At 52.5% G+C, this 18,686-nt stretch carries 17 protein-coding genes; 11 read left to right on the forward strand and 6 right to left on the reverse strand.

Annotation, left to right across the window (positions count from 1 at the left end; all coding sequences use genetic code 11):
• Positions 1 to 24 precede the first annotated feature (24 nt).
• Genes AB182_RS05590 through AB182_RS05600 form a run of 3 tightly spaced genes read right to left on the reverse strand, consistent with a single transcriptional unit; the run spans position 25 to position 2,902 of the window.
• Positions 25 to 960, reverse strand: a complete 936-nt coding sequence (locus AB182_RS05590) for an FAD-binding protein (RefSeq protein WP_047373195.1) — start codon at positions 958 to 960, stop codon at positions 25 to 27.
• 20 nt (positions 961 to 980) lie between these two features.
• Positions 981 to 1,745, reverse strand: a complete 765-nt coding sequence (locus AB182_RS05595; RefSeq protein WP_047369233.1) for an electron transfer flavoprotein — start codon at positions 1,743 to 1,745, stop codon at positions 981 to 983.
• 11 nt (positions 1,746 to 1,756) lie between these two features.
• Complete coding sequence (locus AB182_RS05600; RefSeq protein WP_047369234.1) at positions 1,757 to 2,902, reverse strand: acyl-CoA dehydrogenase; 1,146 nt, start codon at positions 2,900 to 2,902, stop codon at positions 1,757 to 1,759.
• 495 nt (positions 2,903 to 3,397) lie between these two features.
• On the opposite strand from AB182_RS05600, the gene AB182_RS05605 reads away from it, so the two are divergent.
• The 4 genes from AB182_RS05605 to AB182_RS05620 all read left to right on the forward strand — a co-directional run bounded on the left by AB182_RS05605 (position 3,398) and on the right by AB182_RS05620 (position 8,311).
• Positions 3,398 to 4,564 carry an acyl-CoA dehydrogenase family protein gene (locus AB182_RS05605; protein ID WP_047369235.1) on the forward strand — a complete coding sequence of 389 codons (1,167 nt, stop codon included), beginning with the start codon at positions 3,398 to 3,400 and terminating at the stop codon, positions 4,562 to 4,564.
• Positions 4,565 to 4,689: 125 nt separating this feature from the next.
• Positions 4,690 to 6,048 carry an MFS transporter gene (locus tag AB182_RS05610; protein WP_047369236.1) on the forward strand — a complete coding sequence of 453 codons (1,359 nt, stop codon included), beginning with the start codon at positions 4,690 to 4,692 and terminating at the stop codon, positions 6,046 to 6,048.
• Positions 6,045 to 7,259 (forward strand): CaiB/BaiF CoA transferase family protein, encoded by a 1,215-nt coding sequence (locus tag AB182_RS05615; protein WP_047369237.1) that lies wholly within the window; start codon positions 6,045 to 6,047, stop codon positions 7,257 to 7,259. The genes AB182_RS05610 and AB182_RS05615 overlap by 4 nt, the downstream gene beginning before the upstream one ends.
• A gap of 140 nt (positions 7,260 to 7,399) precedes the next feature.
• Entirely contained in the window at positions 7,400 to 8,311 is a 912-nt protein-coding gene (locus AB182_RS05620; protein WP_047369238.1) for a helix-turn-helix domain-containing protein, read from the forward strand.
• A gap of 48 nt (positions 8,312 to 8,359) precedes the next feature.
• Here the strand turns inward: AB182_RS05620 and ung are convergent, their stop codons facing one another.
• Positions 8,360 to 9,049, reverse strand: a complete 690-nt coding sequence (ung, locus tag AB182_RS05625; RefSeq protein WP_047369239.1) for a uracil-DNA glycosylase — start codon at positions 9,047 to 9,049, stop codon at positions 8,360 to 8,362.
• 315 nt (positions 9,050 to 9,364) lie between these two features.
• Between ung and grcA the strand changes: the two genes are divergently transcribed.
• On the forward strand, positions 9,365 to 9,748 hold the full coding sequence (gene grcA / locus AB182_RS05630; RefSeq protein WP_039079560.1) for an autonomous glycyl radical cofactor GrcA: 384 nt from the start codon (positions 9,365 to 9,367) through the stop codon (positions 9,746 to 9,748).
• A gap of 46 nt (positions 9,749 to 9,794) precedes the next feature.
• Here grcA and srmB read toward each other — a convergent pair whose 3' ends face one another.
• On the reverse strand, positions 9,795 to 11,129 hold the full coding sequence (srmB, locus tag AB182_RS05635) for an ATP-dependent RNA helicase SrmB (RefSeq protein ID WP_047369240.1): 1,335 nt from the start codon (positions 11,127 to 11,129) through the stop codon (positions 9,795 to 9,797).
• A 130-nt stretch (positions 11,130 to 11,259) separates the two neighbouring features.
• Here srmB and trmN point away from each other — a divergent pair, with 130 nt between their 5' ends.
• Complete coding sequence (gene trmN, locus AB182_RS05640) at positions 11,260 to 11,997, forward strand: tRNA(1)(Val) (adenine(37)-N(6))-methyltransferase TrmN (RefSeq protein WP_047369241.1); 738 nt, start codon at positions 11,260 to 11,262, stop codon at positions 11,995 to 11,997.
• Here trmN and nadB read toward each other — a convergent pair.
• The gene (gene nadB / locus AB182_RS05645) at positions 11,982 to 13,601 is read right to left on the reverse strand and encodes an L-aspartate oxidase (RefSeq protein ID WP_047369242.1); all 1,620 of its coding nucleotides are present in this window, start codon (positions 13,599 to 13,601) and stop codon (positions 11,982 to 11,984) included. The two genes, trmN and nadB, sit on opposite strands and share 16 nt — an antisense overlap.
• A gap of 425 nt (positions 13,602 to 14,026) precedes the next feature.
• Here nadB and rpoE point away from each other — a divergent pair, with 425 nt between their 5' ends.
• The 5 genes from rpoE to lepA all read left to right on the forward strand — a co-directional run bounded on the left by rpoE (position 14,027) and on the right by lepA (position 18,673).
• Entirely contained in the window at positions 14,027 to 14,602 is a 576-nt protein-coding gene (gene rpoE / locus AB182_RS05650) for an RNA polymerase sigma factor RpoE (RefSeq protein WP_000003307.1), read from the forward strand.
• 31 nt (positions 14,603 to 14,633) lie between these two features.
• Entirely contained in the window at positions 14,634 to 15,284 is a 651-nt protein-coding gene (rseA, locus tag AB182_RS05655) for an anti-sigma-E factor RseA (RefSeq protein ID WP_047369243.1), read from the forward strand.
• Positions 15,284 to 16,237, forward strand: coding sequence for a sigma-E factor regulatory protein RseB (rseB, locus tag AB182_RS05660; RefSeq protein ID WP_047369244.1), 954 nt, complete (start codon positions 15,284 to 15,286; stop codon positions 16,235 to 16,237). Before rseA ends, rseB begins: the two co-directional genes overlap by 1 nt.
• Positions 16,234 to 16,704, forward strand: coding sequence for a SoxR-reducing system protein RseC (gene rseC / locus AB182_RS05665; protein ID WP_047369245.1), 471 nt, complete (start codon positions 16,234 to 16,236; stop codon positions 16,702 to 16,704). The genes rseB and rseC overlap by 4 nt, the downstream gene beginning before the upstream one ends.
• Before the next feature lie 169 nt (positions 16,705 to 16,873).
• Entirely contained in the window at positions 16,874 to 18,673 is a 1,800-nt protein-coding gene (gene lepA, locus AB182_RS05670; RefSeq protein ID WP_047369246.1) for a translation elongation factor 4, read from the forward strand.
• Positions 18,674 to 18,686 lie beyond the last annotated feature (13 nt).

Raw genomic sequence — 18,686 nt, forward strand, 5'->3', positions numbered from 1 at the left:
CCATAAAGAATGGCGGCTTAAGTCTTACCGTTTTAATAATTTCGTTAATTCGGGGACGACCTTATAGATATCGCCCACCAGGCCATAATCGGCGTACTGGAAAATTGGGGCGTTTTTATCCTTGTTGACGGCGATAATCGTTTTGGCACCATTGCCACCGACCATATGCTGGATCTGCCCGGAAATGCCCAGCGCGAGATAGATATCGGATTTGAGCAGCACGCCGGAAACGCCAACGTAGCGTTCGCGATCCATCCAGTGCTCGCCTTCGGCAATCGGACGTGAACAGCCCACTTCGGCATCCAGCGCGGAGGCAAGATCCCAGACCATCTGCAAATCCTCTTTTGCTTGTAAGCCGCGGCCAATACCAATAACACGGCGTGCTTTGCCAAGATCGACGCTGCTGGCCGTTTTTGACCGCCGTTCACGACAGAGAATTTCATTGGCGAGTGGGATGTAATCCACCTGAGTGAGCGGCGGCGTACCGGCATTTTCTTCTGCCAACGGTTCATAAACACCGCCTGCCAGCGTGATGACGGCGACGGGGGCATTCACTTTTTCCCGCCCAAAAGCCAGCCCGCCATACATGCGATGTTCGGCGTAGAGGTTGTCACCGTTGCGTTCCAGCCGGGTCACGTCATTCACCAGCGCGGCTTGCAGCAGCACGCTGAGTTTTGCCGCCACCCCTTTGCCACGGCGCGTCGCGGCCAGCAGGATCAGTGTATTGCCGTCCTCTTTTCCGATAAGCGAGGCGAGTGTTTCCGCATAGTTCTCGACGCGCTGTTTATCGGTTTTGCCACACAGCAAATAGACCGCGTCCGCCTGTTTAACCTCCGTGATGTCGCGCTCATCCCATATCACTGCGTTAACGTGCTCACCCAGTTGCCGTGCGCCGGCGAGCAGGTCTGCATAGCGATCGGCACTGTCGCTGAATACCCAAACGTTACTTATTTTGCCCATGATGTGTTTCCCCGCAGCCATTAGCTCAACGCGTTGGTCAGATAATCACGCAGGCGAGAAACCTCTTCCTGCCCGTCGCCTTCAATGATGATGTGTTTGCGTTCCGTCTGTTGCGGCGCGTAGACCCCCGCCAGCTCCGTCCGCGCTGAACCCGGCGTCCAGGCGATGTCGCTGGCGCCCCACAGGGTGACGCTTTTCTTCCCGGCACCGAGGATGGCTTTCATTGAGGGGATACGTGGAAGGTTGATATCTGATGAGACGCACAGCACTGCCGGAAGAGGAATATCAAGCACTTCTACTTCATCTTCCAGCGTGCGTTCAACGGTGACGAAACCCTCTTTGAGTTCAATCTTGCTGACGCCGTTAACCGTCGGCAACTGCAACATGGCGCCAACCAGTAGACCGGTTTGCTGCGCATACATATCACCGGAGCCTTCGCCGCAGATCAGCAGGTCGAAGGCAATTTTCTTACTCGCGGCGGCAATCACGCGTGCGGTTTCATAAGGCAGGACGCTATCCAGACGATCATCCCGAACCAGGTAAAGCGCATTTGGGCCGCGGGAGAGGGCATCTTTGCGTAGTTTGGCGTTATCCAGCGCTTTTCCCCCAACGCTCAGGGCTACCACGTCGTGGCTTTCGCCCGCGAGCTGAACGGCGGCCTCGATCGCGTTGAGATCAAAGGGGCTGATTTTTTCCCCGGCTTTGTCTGTTGTCAGGGTTCTGTCAGCCGTGATAACGATGTCCTGTTCCTCAGGAACCAGTTTGTAGCAGGCGATAATTCTCATGGCTTATCCTTTTATTTTTCATACTGTTTCAGGATCTGGCGAGCGGAGATATAAACCATAATCTCGTCCGTGCCGCCGCCAATGCGGTTCACGCGGGTATCGCGCCAGAAGCGGGATACCCGGCTGTCATCGGTGTAGCCGAGCCCGCCCAGAATTTGCATCGCATCGTCAATCACCTCGCAGGCCGACTGAGCGCAATACAATTTGCACATCGGGGCGGACAGACGCATCGACAAATCGTTGTCGCACTCCCAGGCGGTGCGGTAGACCATGTTTTTCATGTTCTGAATTTTGATGGCCATCTGGGTCAACTTGAGCTGTATCATCTGGAACTGCCCGATGTTTTGGCCGAACTGAATACGCTGATTGGCGTAGCGCGCAGCATCTTCAAATGCGCATTCCGCAACGCCCAGTGAGTGGGCGGCGATGACCAGACGTTCAATATCGAAATTTTGCATCATATGGATAAAGCCATAACCTTCCTGGCCTACCATGTCGCTCTCTTCCAGCTCAACGTTATCCAGGAAGACTTCACAGTTGCTGACCATATGCCAGCCGACTTTATGCAGATTGTTGCGTTTGACGCCGGGGGAATTAGGATCCAGCCACCATAAGGTGAAACAGCGTTTAGGGTCCTCTGGTTGCGGATTACGCGCCAGCACCAGCATATAGGGATAATCTTTTGCGCCGGTGATAAAGGTCTTTTGGCCGTTGAGATACACTTTGCCGTTTTTACGGGTGTAGGTGGTGGCGATTCGATTGTTATCTGAACCGGCCTGGGGTTCGGTAAATGCCAACGAGTAGGCGGGGATCCCCGTCAGCCCCACCTCGGCGGTTTTGGCCAGTTGTTCTGCATTGCCAAACCGCTGCATGTTATGGATGCATTGCCCTTCGGTCATGATGTAGGCCGGAGCGCCCATGCGGGCAATTTCTTCCAGCACCAGTACCTGAGTCATCATGTCGGCAGGCACGCCGCCAAGCTCTTCGGGAATACCCAAAAAGCCGATGCCGCTTTCGGCTAATGCATTGAAGAACTCGCGCGGGAAAGTCCGTGTCTCATCGCATCTTTTGAAATACTCTTCGGAAAAATTACGCGTAATCAGCTCCCGAATACTTGCTAATAGTAATTCCTGTTCTTCGGTCAGGCTAAAGTCCATGACGCATCCTCTTGATAGATTCTCCGCTGGGGATTTATAAAAACAAAACACTGCCCGGCATTCTTTTTTGCCGATTACTCTTTCCGGTTCGCCAGTTTTTTTAATTTCTGGCCTGAGGTTGTTTTATCTGGAATAGTAATTAGTGGTGCTGAGAGGATATATAGACAGATCTCGCTTGATCCTGGACAAAACGAACATTGAAGCCCGTTTTGTGATGCGTGTTGGTAATTTCTAAATTTTTTAACACCTGCTTTTTATGTTTATCCTGTTGTTTTTATTGTTATTTAATGGGGGTGTATTACATCTGGTATGTTCGATTTGTCCAATAATTGGTTGGATATGTCAATATCAAGCCTCTATTTCGCTTTTTATAATCCCGCTGTCAATTCGTGGAGAAGGACGAAAAAGGGGCCCAGGATTTATTGCAACTTACATTGGTATCGTCTGAATTCTTCAATGGTTATTTAATCATTTAATATGAAGTGGGGTTGGTATATGGCCATATTATCTCAACAGCAACTGGAAGCACTGAAACAAAAAGTCAGAAAGGTCACGGAAACAGAGTTGGAGGAAATCCAACTGGTGGTTGAGCGAACGAATGTCTTCCCGGACTCCTATTACGATGTATGTCGGAAAAATGATTTATTTCGCCTTGCTATCCCGGAAGAGTTTGGCGGTCTGGGGCTGAATTGCGAGCAATTCTTTTCTGTCATGGAGGAGTTCTGCCGTGGGCCTGGTGGTATGCGCATGAACCTGCATCATGCAAATGGCCTGAACTGGCGCATCATGTATGACCATGGCGCCCCCGATCTTCGCGCCAAATGGCTGCCGTTGCTGGCCAATAAAGATGCTTACATCAACTTTGCGCTGACCGAAGCGGAGTGTGGTTCCGGGGCGGATATCCGGACAACTGCGGTGAGAAAAGGGGATAAATACATCCTCAATGGTACCAAGACGTTGATCTCCCATACGGATATTTCTGACGGGAGCTACGTCATTGCGGTAACGGATGAAAATAAACGCAAAAAAGGGGGATTAACCGCGTTCTTCATCGAAACCAACACGCCGGGTTATTACATTGACCCGATGCCGCACATGATGGGATGCCGTGGCGCGGGTCACGCGTATCTGCGTTTTGAAAACTGCGAAGTGCCTGCGCACAACATTATGGGTAAAGAGGGTGATGGTCTGGACATCTTCATGGATGCGTTAGCGCATTCCAGAGCGATGATTGCCGTCACCTGCCTGGGCATGTCCCAGCGTTTCCTGGAACTGGCGATTGCCCGCGCGAAGGATCGCGTGACGTTCGGTAAACCATTGGTTGCTCGTCAGGCCATTCAGCAAACGCTGGCGGATATGGGGACTCAGGTCCATGCGCTGCGCGTAATGCTGCGTGATTGCGCGCAGAAATTCGATCGCGGCGAAGACATCGAAATGGTTTCTGCGATGTGCAAACTGCACGGCATTGATACGGTGCGAACCGTCTCGGATAGCTGCCTGGAGATCTTCGGTGGGATTGGTTACTTCGAAGATAACCCGTACGGCCCGGTGGAGAGAATGTATCGCGACGCCCGCGCGCTGTGGTTTGAAGAAGGCCCACGCACCGTTCAGCGCCTGACGATCGCACGTCCGCTGATTGCCGCTGCGGGTGAGATTCGCTAACCCGCCTAAGCCCATGCAACGAAGGGGTATCCCGGAGAATTATTACCGTCATATCCCGCCTGTGATCGCACACTGCGCGTGGTTTCGTGGGTGCGATCATGCTTATTTTCTCGCGAGAGTGACCTATGAGTACATCACCTGGGAATAGACGTTGGGGCATTATTGTTCTGCTGATAATTGATTATTTCGTCATGTTTGTGGCACGCAGCAGTATGTCGATGTGCGGGCCTGCGCTGATGCATGAATATGGCTGGACCGCCATTCAGTTTGGCTGGGTCTCCACGGCATTTTTTATTGGTTACGCGATAACGATGTTGCCGGCAGGGTTGCTGGCTGACCGCTTTGGCGGTGGGATTGTGCTGGTAACAGGCACGTTGTGGTGGGTCATTTTTACCTTCTTAACGCCGCTGGGTTCCACGCTGGGTATCATGATGTTGCTACGTATTCTGGTTGGCGTCGGGCAGGGACTGTTGGTGCCGGCTAACTTTTCGCTGGCGGCCCGATGGGTGCCTAAGAGTGAGTCTGGTAAAGCGACCGGGTTGCTACAGGTCGGTTGTCCTGCGGGTATTGCCTTTGCCATGGTGCTGGCAGCCTGGATTATTCAAACCTGGGGCTGGCAATCTGTTTTTTATATCGTCTCTGTGCCGGGGTTAGTGTGGTGCCTGCTGTGGTGGTGGCTGGGTAATAGTCGACCGCAAATGGATAATCGCATCAACCGTCAGGAGCTTGAGTATATTCAGGCAGGGCAGGCCGTTGCTAACGCGGAACAATCCACGCAGAAAGAGGCGACAGGGAGCGACCTGACGAAAGCCGATATTCTGTCAACGCCTTCCATCTGGGCCTGCGCGTTATGTTACTTCTGCACGAATTACCTGTTCTTTCTCTTTATGACCTGGCTACCGACCTACTTTGCCATGGGACGCGGTATCGATCTGAAGCAAAGCGCGATTTATTCCATGCTCCCGTATCTGGTGGCTATTCTGGCCTACCCACTCGGCGGGCTGGTGACGGACGCCGCCTGTCGGCGCTTTGGGCAAAATATCGGACGCAAGCTGTCTCCGGTTGTCGGATTGCTGCTGGCCGGGGTGTTCCTGATTCTGGGGACACGGGCAAACAGCCTCTGGAGCGCGGCTTCGCTCATCTCCGCATCGAATTTCTTCCTCTGTTTCACCATGGCTGCGCACTTCTCCATTCCGATTATTTTTTCCCAGAAAAATACCGGCATGCTGGTGGGGTTGAACGGCGTATTTGGCACGCTGGCGGGCATTCTTTCTCCGGTGCTGGCGGGATGGGTTATCGACGTTTCGGGCCAATATGAGTACGCGCTCTATCTGGGGGCGAGTATCGCCATTCTGGGCGCATTGTTCATGCTTATCGCCCGAATTAAACCCATTGAAAAGAAAGGTGCAAACAGGAGTATGCGCAACGCGGGTGGATTTGCAGGACGACAAGGCTTTTCCAAAATGAAGGAGCATGACTTATGAGGCCATTAGAAGGCATTAAAGTAGTGGATTTGACGTCATTCCTGGCGGCACCCACCGTGGCACGAATTCTCGGTGACTGGGGGGCGGATGTAATCAAAATCGAGCCGCCAGCGGGCGATCCGGGACGCACCCAGGCGTCCGTATTTAATATGCCTTACGACGATGACGAAAATCCGGCATTTGATATCTCTAACGCCAACAAACGGTTTCTGTGCCTGAACCTGAAAAAAGAGAGCGCGAAAGCCATTGCCTATCGCATCCTCTCAACGGCAGATGTCGTGGTGACCAGCTATCGCACGAAGGCGCTTGAACGGCTGGGTTTTTCCTGGGAAGAGCTGCATTTGCGCTTTCCACGCTTAATTTTTGCGCAGATCCTGGGGTATGGCGAAAAAGGGCCGGAGAAAGACACCGCCGGGTTTGATGCGACGGCCTACGTATGTCGCGGTGGGATCCTCGGGTCGACCAATGAGCGCGGCGAAACCCCGATCAACTCAGTAAACGGCTTTGGCGATTTTCAGGCGTCCATGTGTCTGGTCTCTGGTATTTGCGCTGCGCTGTACGGGCGTACGCGTTCAGGGACCGGCGAGAAGGTGACGGTTAGCCTGCATCATACGGCGCTGTTTATGATGAGCATAGCCGTGACCTCAGCACAGTACGGCAACGTCTATCCAAAGTCGCGCTGTGAAGTCTCTAACCCGTTCAACAACACCTATAAAACCCTTGATGGGCGATGGATGGTGATTTGTATCCCGGAATACGATCGCTTCTTCAATAAGTTTATGGTGCTGCTGGGGCGTGAGGATCTGGTCGACAGTCCGGAATTTTGCCGTATTGCCGATGTGAACCAGTTTGGTCGTAATCGGGACATTATCAATATTATCAGCGAGCAGATCGCCAAACGTCCGCTCAGTGAAATGATGCGGCTGTTAAAAGAAAACGATTTTGCCCATGAGAAAGGGTATACCCCGGATGAGATTCTGGAAGATGAACAGGCATGGGCGACCGACTGCCTGCGTAACGTTGAATACTCTACGGGAAATAAACGGGTGCTGGTAACGCCGCCAGTTTCGATTCAGGGCATGGGCGAATCGCAGATAAAACCGTCCCGGCGACTGGGACATCACTCACAACAAATTCTGACTGAATATGGATACTCAGCTAAGGATATCGATATGTTATGTCAGGAGGGCGCAGTTATTTTACCCGTCTGACGATCTCGTGATTTAAATTGTTAGCTGTGCTGGTCGTCGAGTGCTGAATACAGATTTTCCGCAATAAGTTCGCTGTATTTTCTGTTCCCGACAGACCAGCCAGGCCGTGCAGCAGCACTGAGAAGAGTAGAGGAGCATTGATGGCAACCACTATTCCTACTTATGCATTATACGGTGAGCAGTCTGGGCTAAGTTGGGAGAATTTTTTCAACGTTGAGATGATCTCCCTGCGTTCAAAGGATCTGAACTGGCGGGCAAGTCCACATGTACATGATTCGTTGATCCAGGTGCTATTTATCCAGAGAGGGCAGGTCGAAGTGCTGATGAACTGCACGCGACAACTGGCCAAAGCTCCTTGCCTGATTCTTGTCCCCGCCCAGACCGTTCATGGTTTTCATTACACGCCAGATACCGAGGGCCTCACCATTACTGCTTCGCAGAGACCGCTTGAGTCGGTCATGAGCGTGCTGGCACCGGATATCCTCAAACTGGTGCACAAACCGTGCATTATTCCGCTGGAATATTTCCCCGAAGAGAAGGATGTTATCTGGGAGTTTTATTATTCCATGTTGAATGAATTACGTGTGCCAATGATTAATCAGACCGCAATGTGCGCATCGCTGTTTATTTCCATGTTTGTCCATCTCTCACGGATTACTGAGCCCGGTCTCGGCGATCAGCAGATGGATAATTCGTCGCGCAAGGCATCGCAGATCAACAAATTTCTCGCTATCGTCGACCAGAAATTTCGCCAGCGGCTGACGGTGAATGATTACTCCTGCGAAATGGGGATGTCGCCCGGGCATCTCTCGCGCCTGTGCCGTTTAACGCTGGGAATGTCGAGCCTGGAAGTGATTAACATGCGGGTTATTCAGGAAGCGCAGCGCGAACTGGTATATACCTCGAAGACCATCAAACAACTTGCCGCCTTTCTGGGATTTAACGATGAAGCCTATTTTACCCGTTTCTTTCATAAACATACTGGCGTGAGTCCCAGTCAGTTTCGGGAACGGGCCGTGCGGGAAATTGCGATGGGGGAAGAGTACCTATAATTGTGTTCACCACATCCCGCCATAGCTGCGGGATGTGAACCGTGATAGTTATTCACTCTCCGCCGGCAATACGGGCACCCAGTCAATCGGCGTCTCGCCGTGTTTTTCCAGCCACTCATTTGCCAGAACAAAGTGCTTACAACCAAAGAAGCCCCTGTGTGCTGATAACGGTGATGGATGGGGCGCTTTCAACACATGGTGGCGTTTACCATCGATAATTGCCCCTTTCTTCTGTGCATGCGATCCCCAAAGTAAAAAGACCACGCCTTCACGGTGTTCATTGATCAAGCTGATCACTTTATCGGTAAAGGTCTCCCAACCAAGGCTGGCATGGGAATGCGCCTGCCCGGCACGTACCGTTAAGACGGTATTGAGGAGTAGCACCCCCTGATGTGCCCAACTTTCCAGATAACCATGCGTCGGGCGAACGAATCCGGGTATCGACTGTTCTAACTCTTTATACATATTAAGTAATGAGGGCGGGATGGCGATGCCGGGACGTACCGAAAATGCCAGCCCATGGGCCTGGCCCGGACCGTGGTAGGGATCCTGACCAAGAATCACCACTTTAACGTTACCCAGTTCAGTAAAACGAAACGCATTGAAGACATCTTTTTGCGGCGGGTAGATGGTGACGCCGGACTGCCGTTCTGTCGCTACCGCGCTGAGGGTATTGATAAAGTAAGGCTGTTGTTTTTCTTCTGCCAGCACATCGTGCCATGTTAATGAGGTGGTCATCCCGCTCTCCTGCTAATTCCAGTGACTGTAGCTTAACTGCTTCTTCCGCTGGCGCAAAATCGACACGTAAAACAGCACGTTAAACACTTAAAAAAATTTGAAAATTTACAAAAATTTTAATAGCAGAAAAGTGGCTAACTTGATGTAAAACAATAAATTCCGGCTATTACCTTTTTCGTGGTGTGGTTTTTATTGATTTTAATCAAAGAATCAGGGGTGTGTGGAGGGTATATATACAGTCAAGCAACAATGGTTTTACCAATTGGCCGCAACAAGGCCGATCAAATCAAAAATAATGCCTAAGGGAGGCACATCATGATTACTGGTATCCAGATTACTAAAGCGGCAAACGATGATCTGTTGAACTCTTTCTGGTTGCTCGACAGCGAAAAAGGTGAAGCGCGCTGTGTTTGTGCCAAAGCCGGTTATTCCGAAGATGAAGTGGTTGCCGTGAGCAAACTGGGTGACATTGAATACCGTGAAATTCCGATGGAAGTGAAACCGGAAGTGCGTGTGGAAGGCGGTCAGCATCTGAACGTAAACGTGCTGCGTCGCGAAACGCTTCTTGATGCTGTTGAACATCCGGAAAAATACCCGCAGCTGACCATCCGTGTTTCTGGCTATGCCGTACGTTTCAATTCTCTGACGCCGGAACAGCAGCGCGACGTTATCGCTCGTACCTTTACTGAAAGCCTGTAATTCGCAGGCTGTAGAAATAAAAACGCCGGGCTATCCCGGCGTTTTTTTACTCTTCGTTATTTTGTTGCTCTGCCGTGGCGGCGCTTGGCTTACGGCGTTTACCAATATTTTTGGTATCGCGATGGCGCTGTTTAACGCGCGGCTTCTCTTTTTCTTTCTCTTTTTTCTTCTCTGCACGCTTAGCCAGCACTTTCTTCGACGGCTTGCCGGTCATTTTTTCGCTCGGCGCGCGCGTAGTGGGGCGCAGTTCATCAATCACGCGTATTTTCAGCGGCTCTTCAACGTAGCGACCAATCTTCTGCAACAGCAGATGATCGTGGGTTTCGACCAGTGAAATCGCGGTCCCTTTGCGTCCCGCGCGACCGGTACGGCCGATGCGGTGCAGATAGGTGTCGCCACTGCGCGGCATATCAAAGTTAAAGACGTGGCTCACATCAGGAATGTCGATACCACGGGCAGCGACATCGGTGGCAACCAGTACATTAACGCGACCGTCAGTCAGACGCTTGATGCCTTCAACGCGTTTCGCCTGCGCCATCTCGCCTTCGAGATAGCAGTTGTTGATACCCGCTGCACGCAACTGCTCCGCCAGTTCATGTACACGCTCGCGTTTGCGCACGAAGACGATCGAACGGGTCACACCGTCTTGCTTGAGCAAATGCTTGAGCAGTTCCAGCTTATGTTCGTAGTTGTCCGCGCGGTAGTACCACTGGTGGATCTTTTTACGTTCGCGGGTGGACGGCGTTGCAGAGACTTCAACCGGATCTTCCAGCAGACGCTCGGCGAAATCTTTGATCGCTTCCCCTTCCAGCGTGGCCGAGAACAGCATGGTCTGTTTGCGCCAGCGAGTTTCGCCTGAAATGTGCTCGATGTCCTGCGCAAAGCCCAGATCCAGCATACGATCCGCTTCATCAAGGATCAGTGTTTCGACGGCACGGCAGTCAAAATTCTCTTCTTTAATGTATTGCAGCAGTCGGCCTGTGGTTGCGACCACAATATCCTGGTTTTCGCTGAACACTTCGGCATGGTTCATATAGGCCACGCCGCCAGTAATAGTCGCGATATCCAGATGGGTATTTTTTGCCAGTTCGCGGGCGTGGTCGGCAACCTGCATCGCCAGTTCGCGGGTCGGCGTCAGGATGAGAATACGCGGCGGGCCAGATTTCTTACGCGGGAAGTCCAGCAGGTGCTGCAACGCTGGCAGCAAATATGCCGCCGTTTTACCCGTACCGGTCGGCGCTGAGCCAAGTACATCACGCCCTTCAAGCGCAGGCGGAATGGCGGCGGCCTGGATGGCGGTCGGGCGTGTGAAACCTTTCTCCTGGAGCGCGTCCAGTAGGCTGTCGTCGAGTTCGAGTTCGGAAAAAGTCGTTACAGTCATGATCTACCTCTGTGTGGGGCGCTGATTATAGACGTTACGGCTGCAATCTTCATCTGTTTGTAAGCTTATTACTTTTCCGGCGCTTTGCTTTCACCTATGCTACGTCTGTTTCCGTATAGAGGTTGTAAAGATGCCCCACCAGAAGGCGCAGTTGCGCCGCGATGGTTTCACATTTAAAGCATTTTTTGTTGCACACGATCGTTGCGCCATGAAAGTCGGCACAGACGGCATCTTACTCGGTGCGTGGTCGCCTGTTTCACAAGCGAAAAGGGTGCTGGATATTGGCACTGGCAGCGGGCTGGTGGCGCTGATGTTGGCGCAGAGAACAACCGATGCGGTTATCATCGATGCGGTGGAACTCGATGAGCAGGCGGCCGCACAGGCGCAGGAGAATGGCCAGGCGACGCCCTGGGCCGATCGTTTTCATGTCCATCATGCCGATATTCGCGACTGGTGCGCGGGGCAAACGGCGCGCTACGATCTGATTGTCAGCAACCCGCCTTTCTTTGCGCAGGGCGTGCAATGTGCGACACCGGAGCGTGAGCAGGCACGTTATACCACGACTCTCGATCATACGCTGCTACTGGACTGTGCGGCATCGCTTATCACCGAAGACGGTTTCTTTTGCGTGATCCTTCCGGTGGACGTGAGCGAAGCCTTTGCCCAAAAAGCACAGGGCATAGGCTGGCACTTGCGGTTACGTACGGATGTGGCGGAGTATGAAAATCGCCCGCCCCATCGCGTATTAATGGCCTTTTCGCCAACGCCGGGTGAATGCTTCACCGACTGGCTGGCGATCCGTGGCGCCGATCAGCATTATTCTGAAAGTTACACCGCGCTCACTCAGGCTTTCTATTTATTCATGTAAGTGCGTGGCGACAAAACCGTTGGGCCGGATTCAGGCAACTGATCCGGATAATCCAGCGTGTAGTGCAAGCCGCGGCTTTCCTTGCGTTCCATGGCGCAGCGCACGATAAGCTCCGCCACCTGCACCAGGTTACGTAGCTCCAGCAAATTGTTCGACACGCGGAAATTGGCGTAGTACTCGTCAATTTCCTGCTGGAGTAAGGTAATCCGACGTAAGGCCCGCTCCAGACGTTTGGTGGTGCGCACAATGCCCACGTAATCCCACATAAACAAGCGCAGCTCATGCCAGTTATGCTGGAGAATCACACGCTCATCGGCATCATCGACGCGGCTTTCGTCCCACGCGGGAAGCGCCGGGGCGGGGCGGGTCATGCCGATTCGACGATCGATATCTTCTGCCGCCGACCAGCCGTAAACCAGACATTCGAGCAGTGAATTGGACGCCATTCGGTTGGCGCCATGCAGGCCCGTGTAGCTGACCTCGCCAATCGCATACAAGCCATCGACATCGGCCCGTCCGTGTTCGTCCACCATGACGCCGCCGCAGGTGTAATGCGCAGCAGGCACGATAGGAACCTGATCTTTGGTTAAATCGATACCCAGACCCAGCAATTTTTCATAGATCATCGGGAAATGATGGCGGATAAAAGCCTCTGGCTTGTGGCTGATGTCGAGATACATACAGTCAACCCCCAGACGTTTCATCTCATGGTCGATGGCGCGGGCAACAACATCGCGCGGCGCCAGTTCACCGCGAGGATCGAAATCGGGCATAAAGCGTGTGCCGTCCGGACGTTTAAGATGTGCGCCTTCACCGCGCAGCGCTTCGGTTAGCAGGAAATTGCGTGCCTGCGGGTGAAACAGCGCGGTTGGGTGAAACTGATTGAACTCCAGGTTTGCCACACGACATCCGGCGCGCCATGCCATGGCGATACCATCGCCGGAGGCGATATCCGGGTTAGTGGTGTACTGGTACACTTTCGATGCGCCGCCCGTTGCCAGCACGACGGCTTTTGCATGGCAGGTTTCCACAATCTCTTTATTACGATTCCAGATCCATGCGCCGACGACGCGACGCGTGCCGGGCAGGCCGATTTTATCGGAAACAATTAAATCCACCGCGTTGCTGCGTTCAATAATATGAATGTTTGGATGATTCAGCGCTTTGCTGACCAGGGTATTTTCGACCTCTTTTCCGGTGGCATCGGCGGCATGCAGAATGCGTCGGTGGCTATGGCCGCCTTCGCGGGTCAGGTGATAACTTTCGCTTCCTTCTGCATCAACCTGCGTATCGAACGCCACGCCCTGGTCGATTAGCCACTGCACGCACTGGCGGGCGTTACTGGCAACAAACTCTGCCGCCTGACGTTCGACAATACCTGCCCCGGCAATCAGCGTGTCTTCGACGTGAGACTCAACGCTGTCGGTTTCATCAAACACGGCGGCAATACCGCCCTGTGCGTAAAAAGTGGAGCCTTCATTCACCGGCCCTTTGCTTAACACGATAACGTTGTGGCGTTCAGCGAGGCGCAGAGCAACAGACAGGCCCGCGGCGCCGCTGCCAATGACCAGCACGTCGCAAGAAAGTTCGGGGGTTGTTTTCATGATGGTGTGTTTAATTTACTAAACAAGGTTCAGGCAGCATAGCACTCTGAAAGGCCACAATGCAGTTATTTTTTTATGTTTTGTACTAATGGCTAAACATGGCGAGGATGCATGATGAGCATTGCCAACAGAAAATCGTTATCTGGCAGATTGTTAGTCAATATGGATTAGGTGATGAAAAAAAGGCTGTGTTGCGTTACTCTCTGGCGGTCCTGGGGCTTTTTACTTGGAAAACGCCCGCTACAGAGTTTGTAGACTTATAATGAGTCATAATGAAAAGTCTGCAGAACGATTCACAAAAACAAAGGCGTAACGGAACTTTTTACTGAACCTTCGCTCTAAATGGCTGCTTGCTCATATAGTGCAGTTTTGGAGTGGCGTTTCATTTACGCGTGGAAATAGGTTTTGGGGAGATTTTACCTCGGATGAGCGAGCAGTTAACGGATCAGGTCCTTGTTGAGAGGGTCCAGAAAGGAGATCAGAAGGCGTTTAACTTACTGGTGGTTCGCTACCAGCATAAAGTGGCGAGTCTGGTTTCCCGCTATGTGCCTTCTGGCGATGTGCCTGATGTCGTACAAGAGTCATTTATTAAGGCTTATCGCGCGCTGGACTCGTTCCGGGGAGATAGTGCTTTTTATACCTGGCTATACCGTATCGCTGTGAATACAGCAAAAAATTATCTGGTTGCTCAGGGACGCAGGCCGCCATCAAGTGATGTCGACGCGATTGAAGCAGAAAACTTCGAAAGTGGCGGTGCGCTGAAAGAAATTTCGAACCCTGAGAACTTAATGTTGTCAGAAGAACTGAGACAAATCGTTTTCCGTACTATTGAGTCGCTCCCGGAAGATTTACGCATGGCAATTACGTTACGGGAGTTGGATGGTCTGAGCTATGAAGAGATAGCCGCTATCATGGATTGCCCGGTAGGTACAGTGCGTTCACGTATCTTCCGAGCACGGGAAGCTATTGATAATAAAGTTCAACCGCTTATCAGGCGTTGACGATAGCGGGATACTGGAAAAGGTATTAGGCATGCAGAAAGAACAACTTTCCGCTTTAATGGACGGTGAAACCCTGGATAGGGGGCTGCTCTCTGAGCTGTCTCACGATCCTGAAATGCAGAAAACCTGGGAGAGCTATCATCTCATTCGCGATGCTATGCGCGGTGACACAGCAGATGTTCTCCACTTCGATATCTCTGCCCAAGTTATGGCCGCGATTGAAAATGAGTCTGTTCAACCGACGACCCCATTGATCCCTGAGGCCCAGCCTGCGCCGCATCAGTGGCAAAAAATGCCGTTCTGGACAAAAGTTCGTCCGTGGGCAAGTCAATTGACGCAAATGGGTGTGGCTGCATGTGTATCGCTTGCAGTTATTGTGGGTGTCCAGCACTATAATGGTCAGTCTGAATCCACCCAGCAGCCAGAAGCGCCAGTGTTTAATACACTGCCGATGATGGGCAAAGCCAGCCCGGTAAGTCTGGGGGTTCCGGCTGATGCAACGGCGGATGTCGGTCAGCAACAGCAGGTGCAGGAACAGCGTCGCCGTATTAACGCCATGTTGCAGGATTACGAACTGCAACGTCGTCTGCACTCCGAACAGCTTAAGTTTGAACAGGCACAAACGCAGCAGGCTGCTGTGCAAGTGCCAGGAAATCAAACGTTAGGAACCCAATCGCAGTAATGAAGCAACTTTGGTGTGCCATGTCTTTTGTGGCAGCAGGCCTGTTCTTCTCCAGCAACGCCTCGGCAGATACCTCGTCCGGGGCGTTGTTACAGCAGATGAACGTGGCGAGCCAGTCACTCAACTATGAACTGTCCTTTATCAGCATCAATAAGCAAGGGGTAGAGTCTCTGCGTTACCGCCACGCGCGTGTAAACAACCAGCCTCTCGCTCAGCTTTTGCAAATGGACGGCCCTCGCCGGGAAGTGGTACAGCGTGGCAATGAGATCAGCTACTTTGAGCCGGGTCTTGAGCCCTTTACGCTGAATGGCGACTACATTGTCGATTCGCTCCCTTCGCTGGTATATACCGATTTCAAACGTCTTTCGCCTTATTACGACTTCATTTCCGTCGGGCGTACGCGCATTGCCGATCGTCTATGTGAAGTGATCCGTGTCGTTGCCCGTGACGGAACGCGTTACAGCTACATTGTCTGGATGGATGCGGAAACGCGCCTGCCAATGCGTGTGGATTTGCTCGACAGAGATGGTGAAACGCTGGAACAGTTCCGCGTCATTGCCTATACCGTAAACGGACAGGTCGCCAGCAGTATGCAGACGCTGGCAAAAGCCAACTTACCGCCGTTGCTCTCTGTTCCGCAGGGCGACAACGTAGACTTTAACTGGATGCCTTCCTGGTTACCGCAAGGTTTTAGCGAAGTCTCCAGCAGTCGCCGTCAGTTGCCTACCGTCGACATGCCTGTAGAGTCCCGTCTTTATTCCGATGGCTTGTTCAGTTTCTCGGTGAACGTCAACCGCGCTAATCAGAACAGCGCCGATCAGATGTTGCGTACGGGACGCCGGACTGTGAGTACGACCATCCGCGATAACGCTGAAATCACCATTGTGGGTGAGTTACCCCCACAAACGGCTAAGCGCATTGCGGACAGCATCAAATTCAGGGCAGCACAATGATTAAAGAGTGGGCGACGGTCGTTTCATGGAAAAACGGTGAAGCGCTGGTGGAGTGTGATGTTAAAGCCTCCTGCAGCAGCTGTGCTTCGCGTAGCGGATGCGGGAGCCGCGTACTGAACAAGCTTGGGCCGCAGATGACCCATACCTTGTCCGTTCCGTGCGATCAGCCGTTAGTGGCAGGGCAAAAAGTGGAACTGGGAATTGGCGAAGCCAGTTTGTTGACGTCAGCGCTGCTGGTCTATATGTCCCCGCTGGTTGGTCTTTTCCTGATGTCGGCACTGTTTCAGATGCTTTTTAATCGGGATCTGGCCACATTGTGTGGCGCAATCCTGGGAGGGGTTGGCGGCTTTTTACTGGCGAAGAGTTTTTCACCAAAACTGGCGAACCGTTCCGAATGGCAGCCCGTGATCATCAGCGTTGGCCTTCCTCCTGACCTGGTCCGCATCGATAATTCACCTGCTGAATAATGCCTGTGATTTTCCTGTCTTACCGGGGGAAATGCGTAGCCTGGTGTGTTGCCAGTATGAGCATTTCCCCGCATTGTGGTTGTAGTGTAGAATGCGGCGTTTCAGACTTTTGACGTCAGGCTCCGAACCGCGGCCTCTTAGTAATTCGTAAGGCAAAAAATCTCCCTATATGAAGAATATACGTAACTTTTCGATCATTGCTCACATCGACCACGGTAAGTCGACGCTGTCTGACCGTATTATCCAAATTTGCGGCGGCTTGTCCGATCGCGAAATGGAAGCGCAGGTTCTGGATTCTATGGATCTCGAACGTGAACGCGGTATTACCATCAAGGCACAGAGCGTTACGCTGGACTTTAAAGCGTCCGATGGCGAAACCTATCAACTGAACTTTATCGATACTCCTGGTCACGTTGACTTCTCCTACGAAGTTTCCCGTTCGCTGGCAGCCTGCGAAGGTGCCTTGCTGGTGGTGGATGCAGGCCAGGGGGTAGAAGCGCAGACGCTGGCAAACTGCTATACGGCCATGGAAATGGATCTGGAAGTGGTGCCGGTACTGAACAAAATCGACTTGCCTGCTGCCGACCCGGAACGTGTTGCTGAAGAAATCGAAGATATCGTGGGTATCGATGCCACAGATGCGGTGCGTTGCTCAGCGAAAACCGGCGTAGGTGTTGTTGATGTCCTTGAACGTCTGGTACGCGAAATACCGGCTCCCGAAGGGGATCCGGAGGCACCGTTACAGGCACTGATCATTGACTCCTGGTTTGATAACTACCTGGGCGTTGTGTCGTTAATCCGTGTCAAAAACGGGACGCTGCGTAAAGGCGATAAAGTCAAAGTGATGAGTACCGGCCAGGTGTACAACGCTGACCGTCTGGGTATCTTCACACCGAAACAGGTTGACCGTACTGAACTGAACTGCGGCGAAGTAGGCTGGCTGGTTTGCGCGATTAAAGACATTCTGGGCGCGCCGGTGGGCGATACCCTGACACTGGCACGAAATGCGGCTGATAAAGCGCTGCCTGGCTTTAAAAAGGTAAAACCGCAGGTTTATGCGGGTCTGTTCCCGGTGAGTTCCGACGATTACGAGAACTTCCGTGATGCGCTCGGCAAGCTGAGCCTGAACGATGCATCGCTGTTCTACGAACCGGAAAGCTCTACCGCGCTGGGCTTTGGTTTCCGCTGCGGCTTCCTTGGCTTGCTGCATATGGAGATCATTCAGGAGCGTCTGGAGCGTGAGTACGATCTCGATCTGATCACTACTGCACCGACGGTAGTTTACGAAGTGGAAACCACCTCGAAAGAAACTATCTACGTCGACAGCCCGTCCAAGTTGCCGCCGCTGAACAATATTTATGAGCTGCGTGAGCCGATTGCTGAGTGTCATATGCTGCTGCCACAGGAGTTCCTGGGCAACGTCATCACGCTCTGTATCGAGAAGCGCGGTGTGCAGACCAATATGGTTTACCACGGTAACCAGGTGGCGCTGACCTATGAAATTCCAATGGCGGAAGTGGTGCTCGACTTCTTCGACCGTCTGAAGTCTACCTCCCGCGGCTATGCGTCGCTGGATTACAACTTCAAACGTTTCCAGGCCTCTAACATGGTGCGTGTGGACGTGCTGATCAACGGCGAGCGTGTTGATGCGCTGGCGCTGATCACCCACAACGACAATGCGCCGTACCGTGGCCGTGAGCTGGTTGAGAAGATGAAAGAACTTATCCCGCGTCAGCAGTTCGATATCGCGATTCAGGCGGCCATTGGTAACCACATCATTGCCCGTTCGACGGTAAAACAACTGCGTAAAAACGTTCTGGCAAAATGCTATGGCGGTGACGTTAGCCGTAAGAAAAAGCTGCTGCAGAAACAGAAAGAAGGGAAGAAACGCATGAAGCAGGTCGGCAACGTCGAGCTGCCGCAGGAAGCGTTCCTTGCCATTCTGCATGTCGGTAAAGACGGCAAATAACCCTTAAGGAGTT

The organism is Phytobacter ursingii, from assembly GCF_001022135.1.
GTDB lineage: Bacteria > Pseudomonadota > Gammaproteobacteria > Enterobacterales > Enterobacteriaceae > Phytobacter > Phytobacter ursingii.

Coding starts and splice junctions, on each gene's coding strand:
- AB182_RS05590 (WP_047373195.1), bottom strand. CDS start 960: ATGGGCAAAATAAGTAACGTTTGGGTATTCAGCGACAGTGCCGATCGC.
- AB182_RS05595 (WP_047369233.1), bottom strand. CDS start 1,745: ATGAGAATTATCGCCTGCTACAAACTGGTTCCTGAGGAACAGGACATC.
- AB182_RS05600 (WP_047369234.1), bottom strand. CDS start 2,902: ATGGACTTTAGCCTGACCGAAGAACAGGAATTACTATTAGCAAGTATT.
- AB182_RS05605 (WP_047369235.1), top strand. CDS start 3,398: ATGGCCATATTATCTCAACAGCAACTGGAAGCACTGAAACAAAAAGTC.
- AB182_RS05610 (WP_047369236.1), top strand. CDS start 4,690: ATGAGTACATCACCTGGGAATAGACGTTGGGGCATTATTGTTCTGCTG.
- AB182_RS05615 (WP_047369237.1), top strand. CDS start 6,045: ATGAGGCCATTAGAAGGCATTAAAGTAGTGGATTTGACGTCATTCCTG.
- AB182_RS05620 (WP_047369238.1), top strand. CDS start 7,400: ATGGCAACCACTATTCCTACTTATGCATTATACGGTGAGCAGTCTGGG.
- ung (WP_047369239.1), bottom strand. CDS start 9,049: ATGACCACCTCATTAACATGGCACGATGTGCTGGCAGAAGAAAAACAA.
- grcA (WP_039079560.1), top strand. CDS start 9,365: ATGATTACTGGTATCCAGATTACTAAAGCGGCAAACGATGATCTGTTG.
- srmB (WP_047369240.1), bottom strand. CDS start 11,129: ATGACTGTAACGACTTTTTCCGAACTCGAACTCGACGACAGCCTACTG.
- trmN (WP_047369241.1), top strand. CDS start 11,260: ATGCCCCACCAGAAGGCGCAGTTGCGCCGCGATGGTTTCACATTTAAA.
- nadB (WP_047369242.1), bottom strand. CDS start 13,601: ATGAAAACAACCCCCGAACTTTCTTGCGACGTGCTGGTCATTGGCAGC.
- rpoE (WP_000003307.1), top strand. CDS start 14,027: ATGAGCGAGCAGTTAACGGATCAGGTCCTTGTTGAGAGGGTCCAGAAA.
- rseA (WP_047369243.1), top strand. CDS start 14,634: ATGCAGAAAGAACAACTTTCCGCTTTAATGGACGGTGAAACCCTGGAT.
- rseB (WP_047369244.1), top strand. CDS start 15,284: ATGAAGCAACTTTGGTGTGCCATGTCTTTTGTGGCAGCAGGCCTGTTC.
- rseC (WP_047369245.1), top strand. CDS start 16,234: ATGATTAAAGAGTGGGCGACGGTCGTTTCATGGAAAAACGGTGAAGCG.
- lepA (WP_047369246.1), top strand. CDS start 16,874: ATGAAGAATATACGTAACTTTTCGATCATTGCTCACATCGACCACGGT.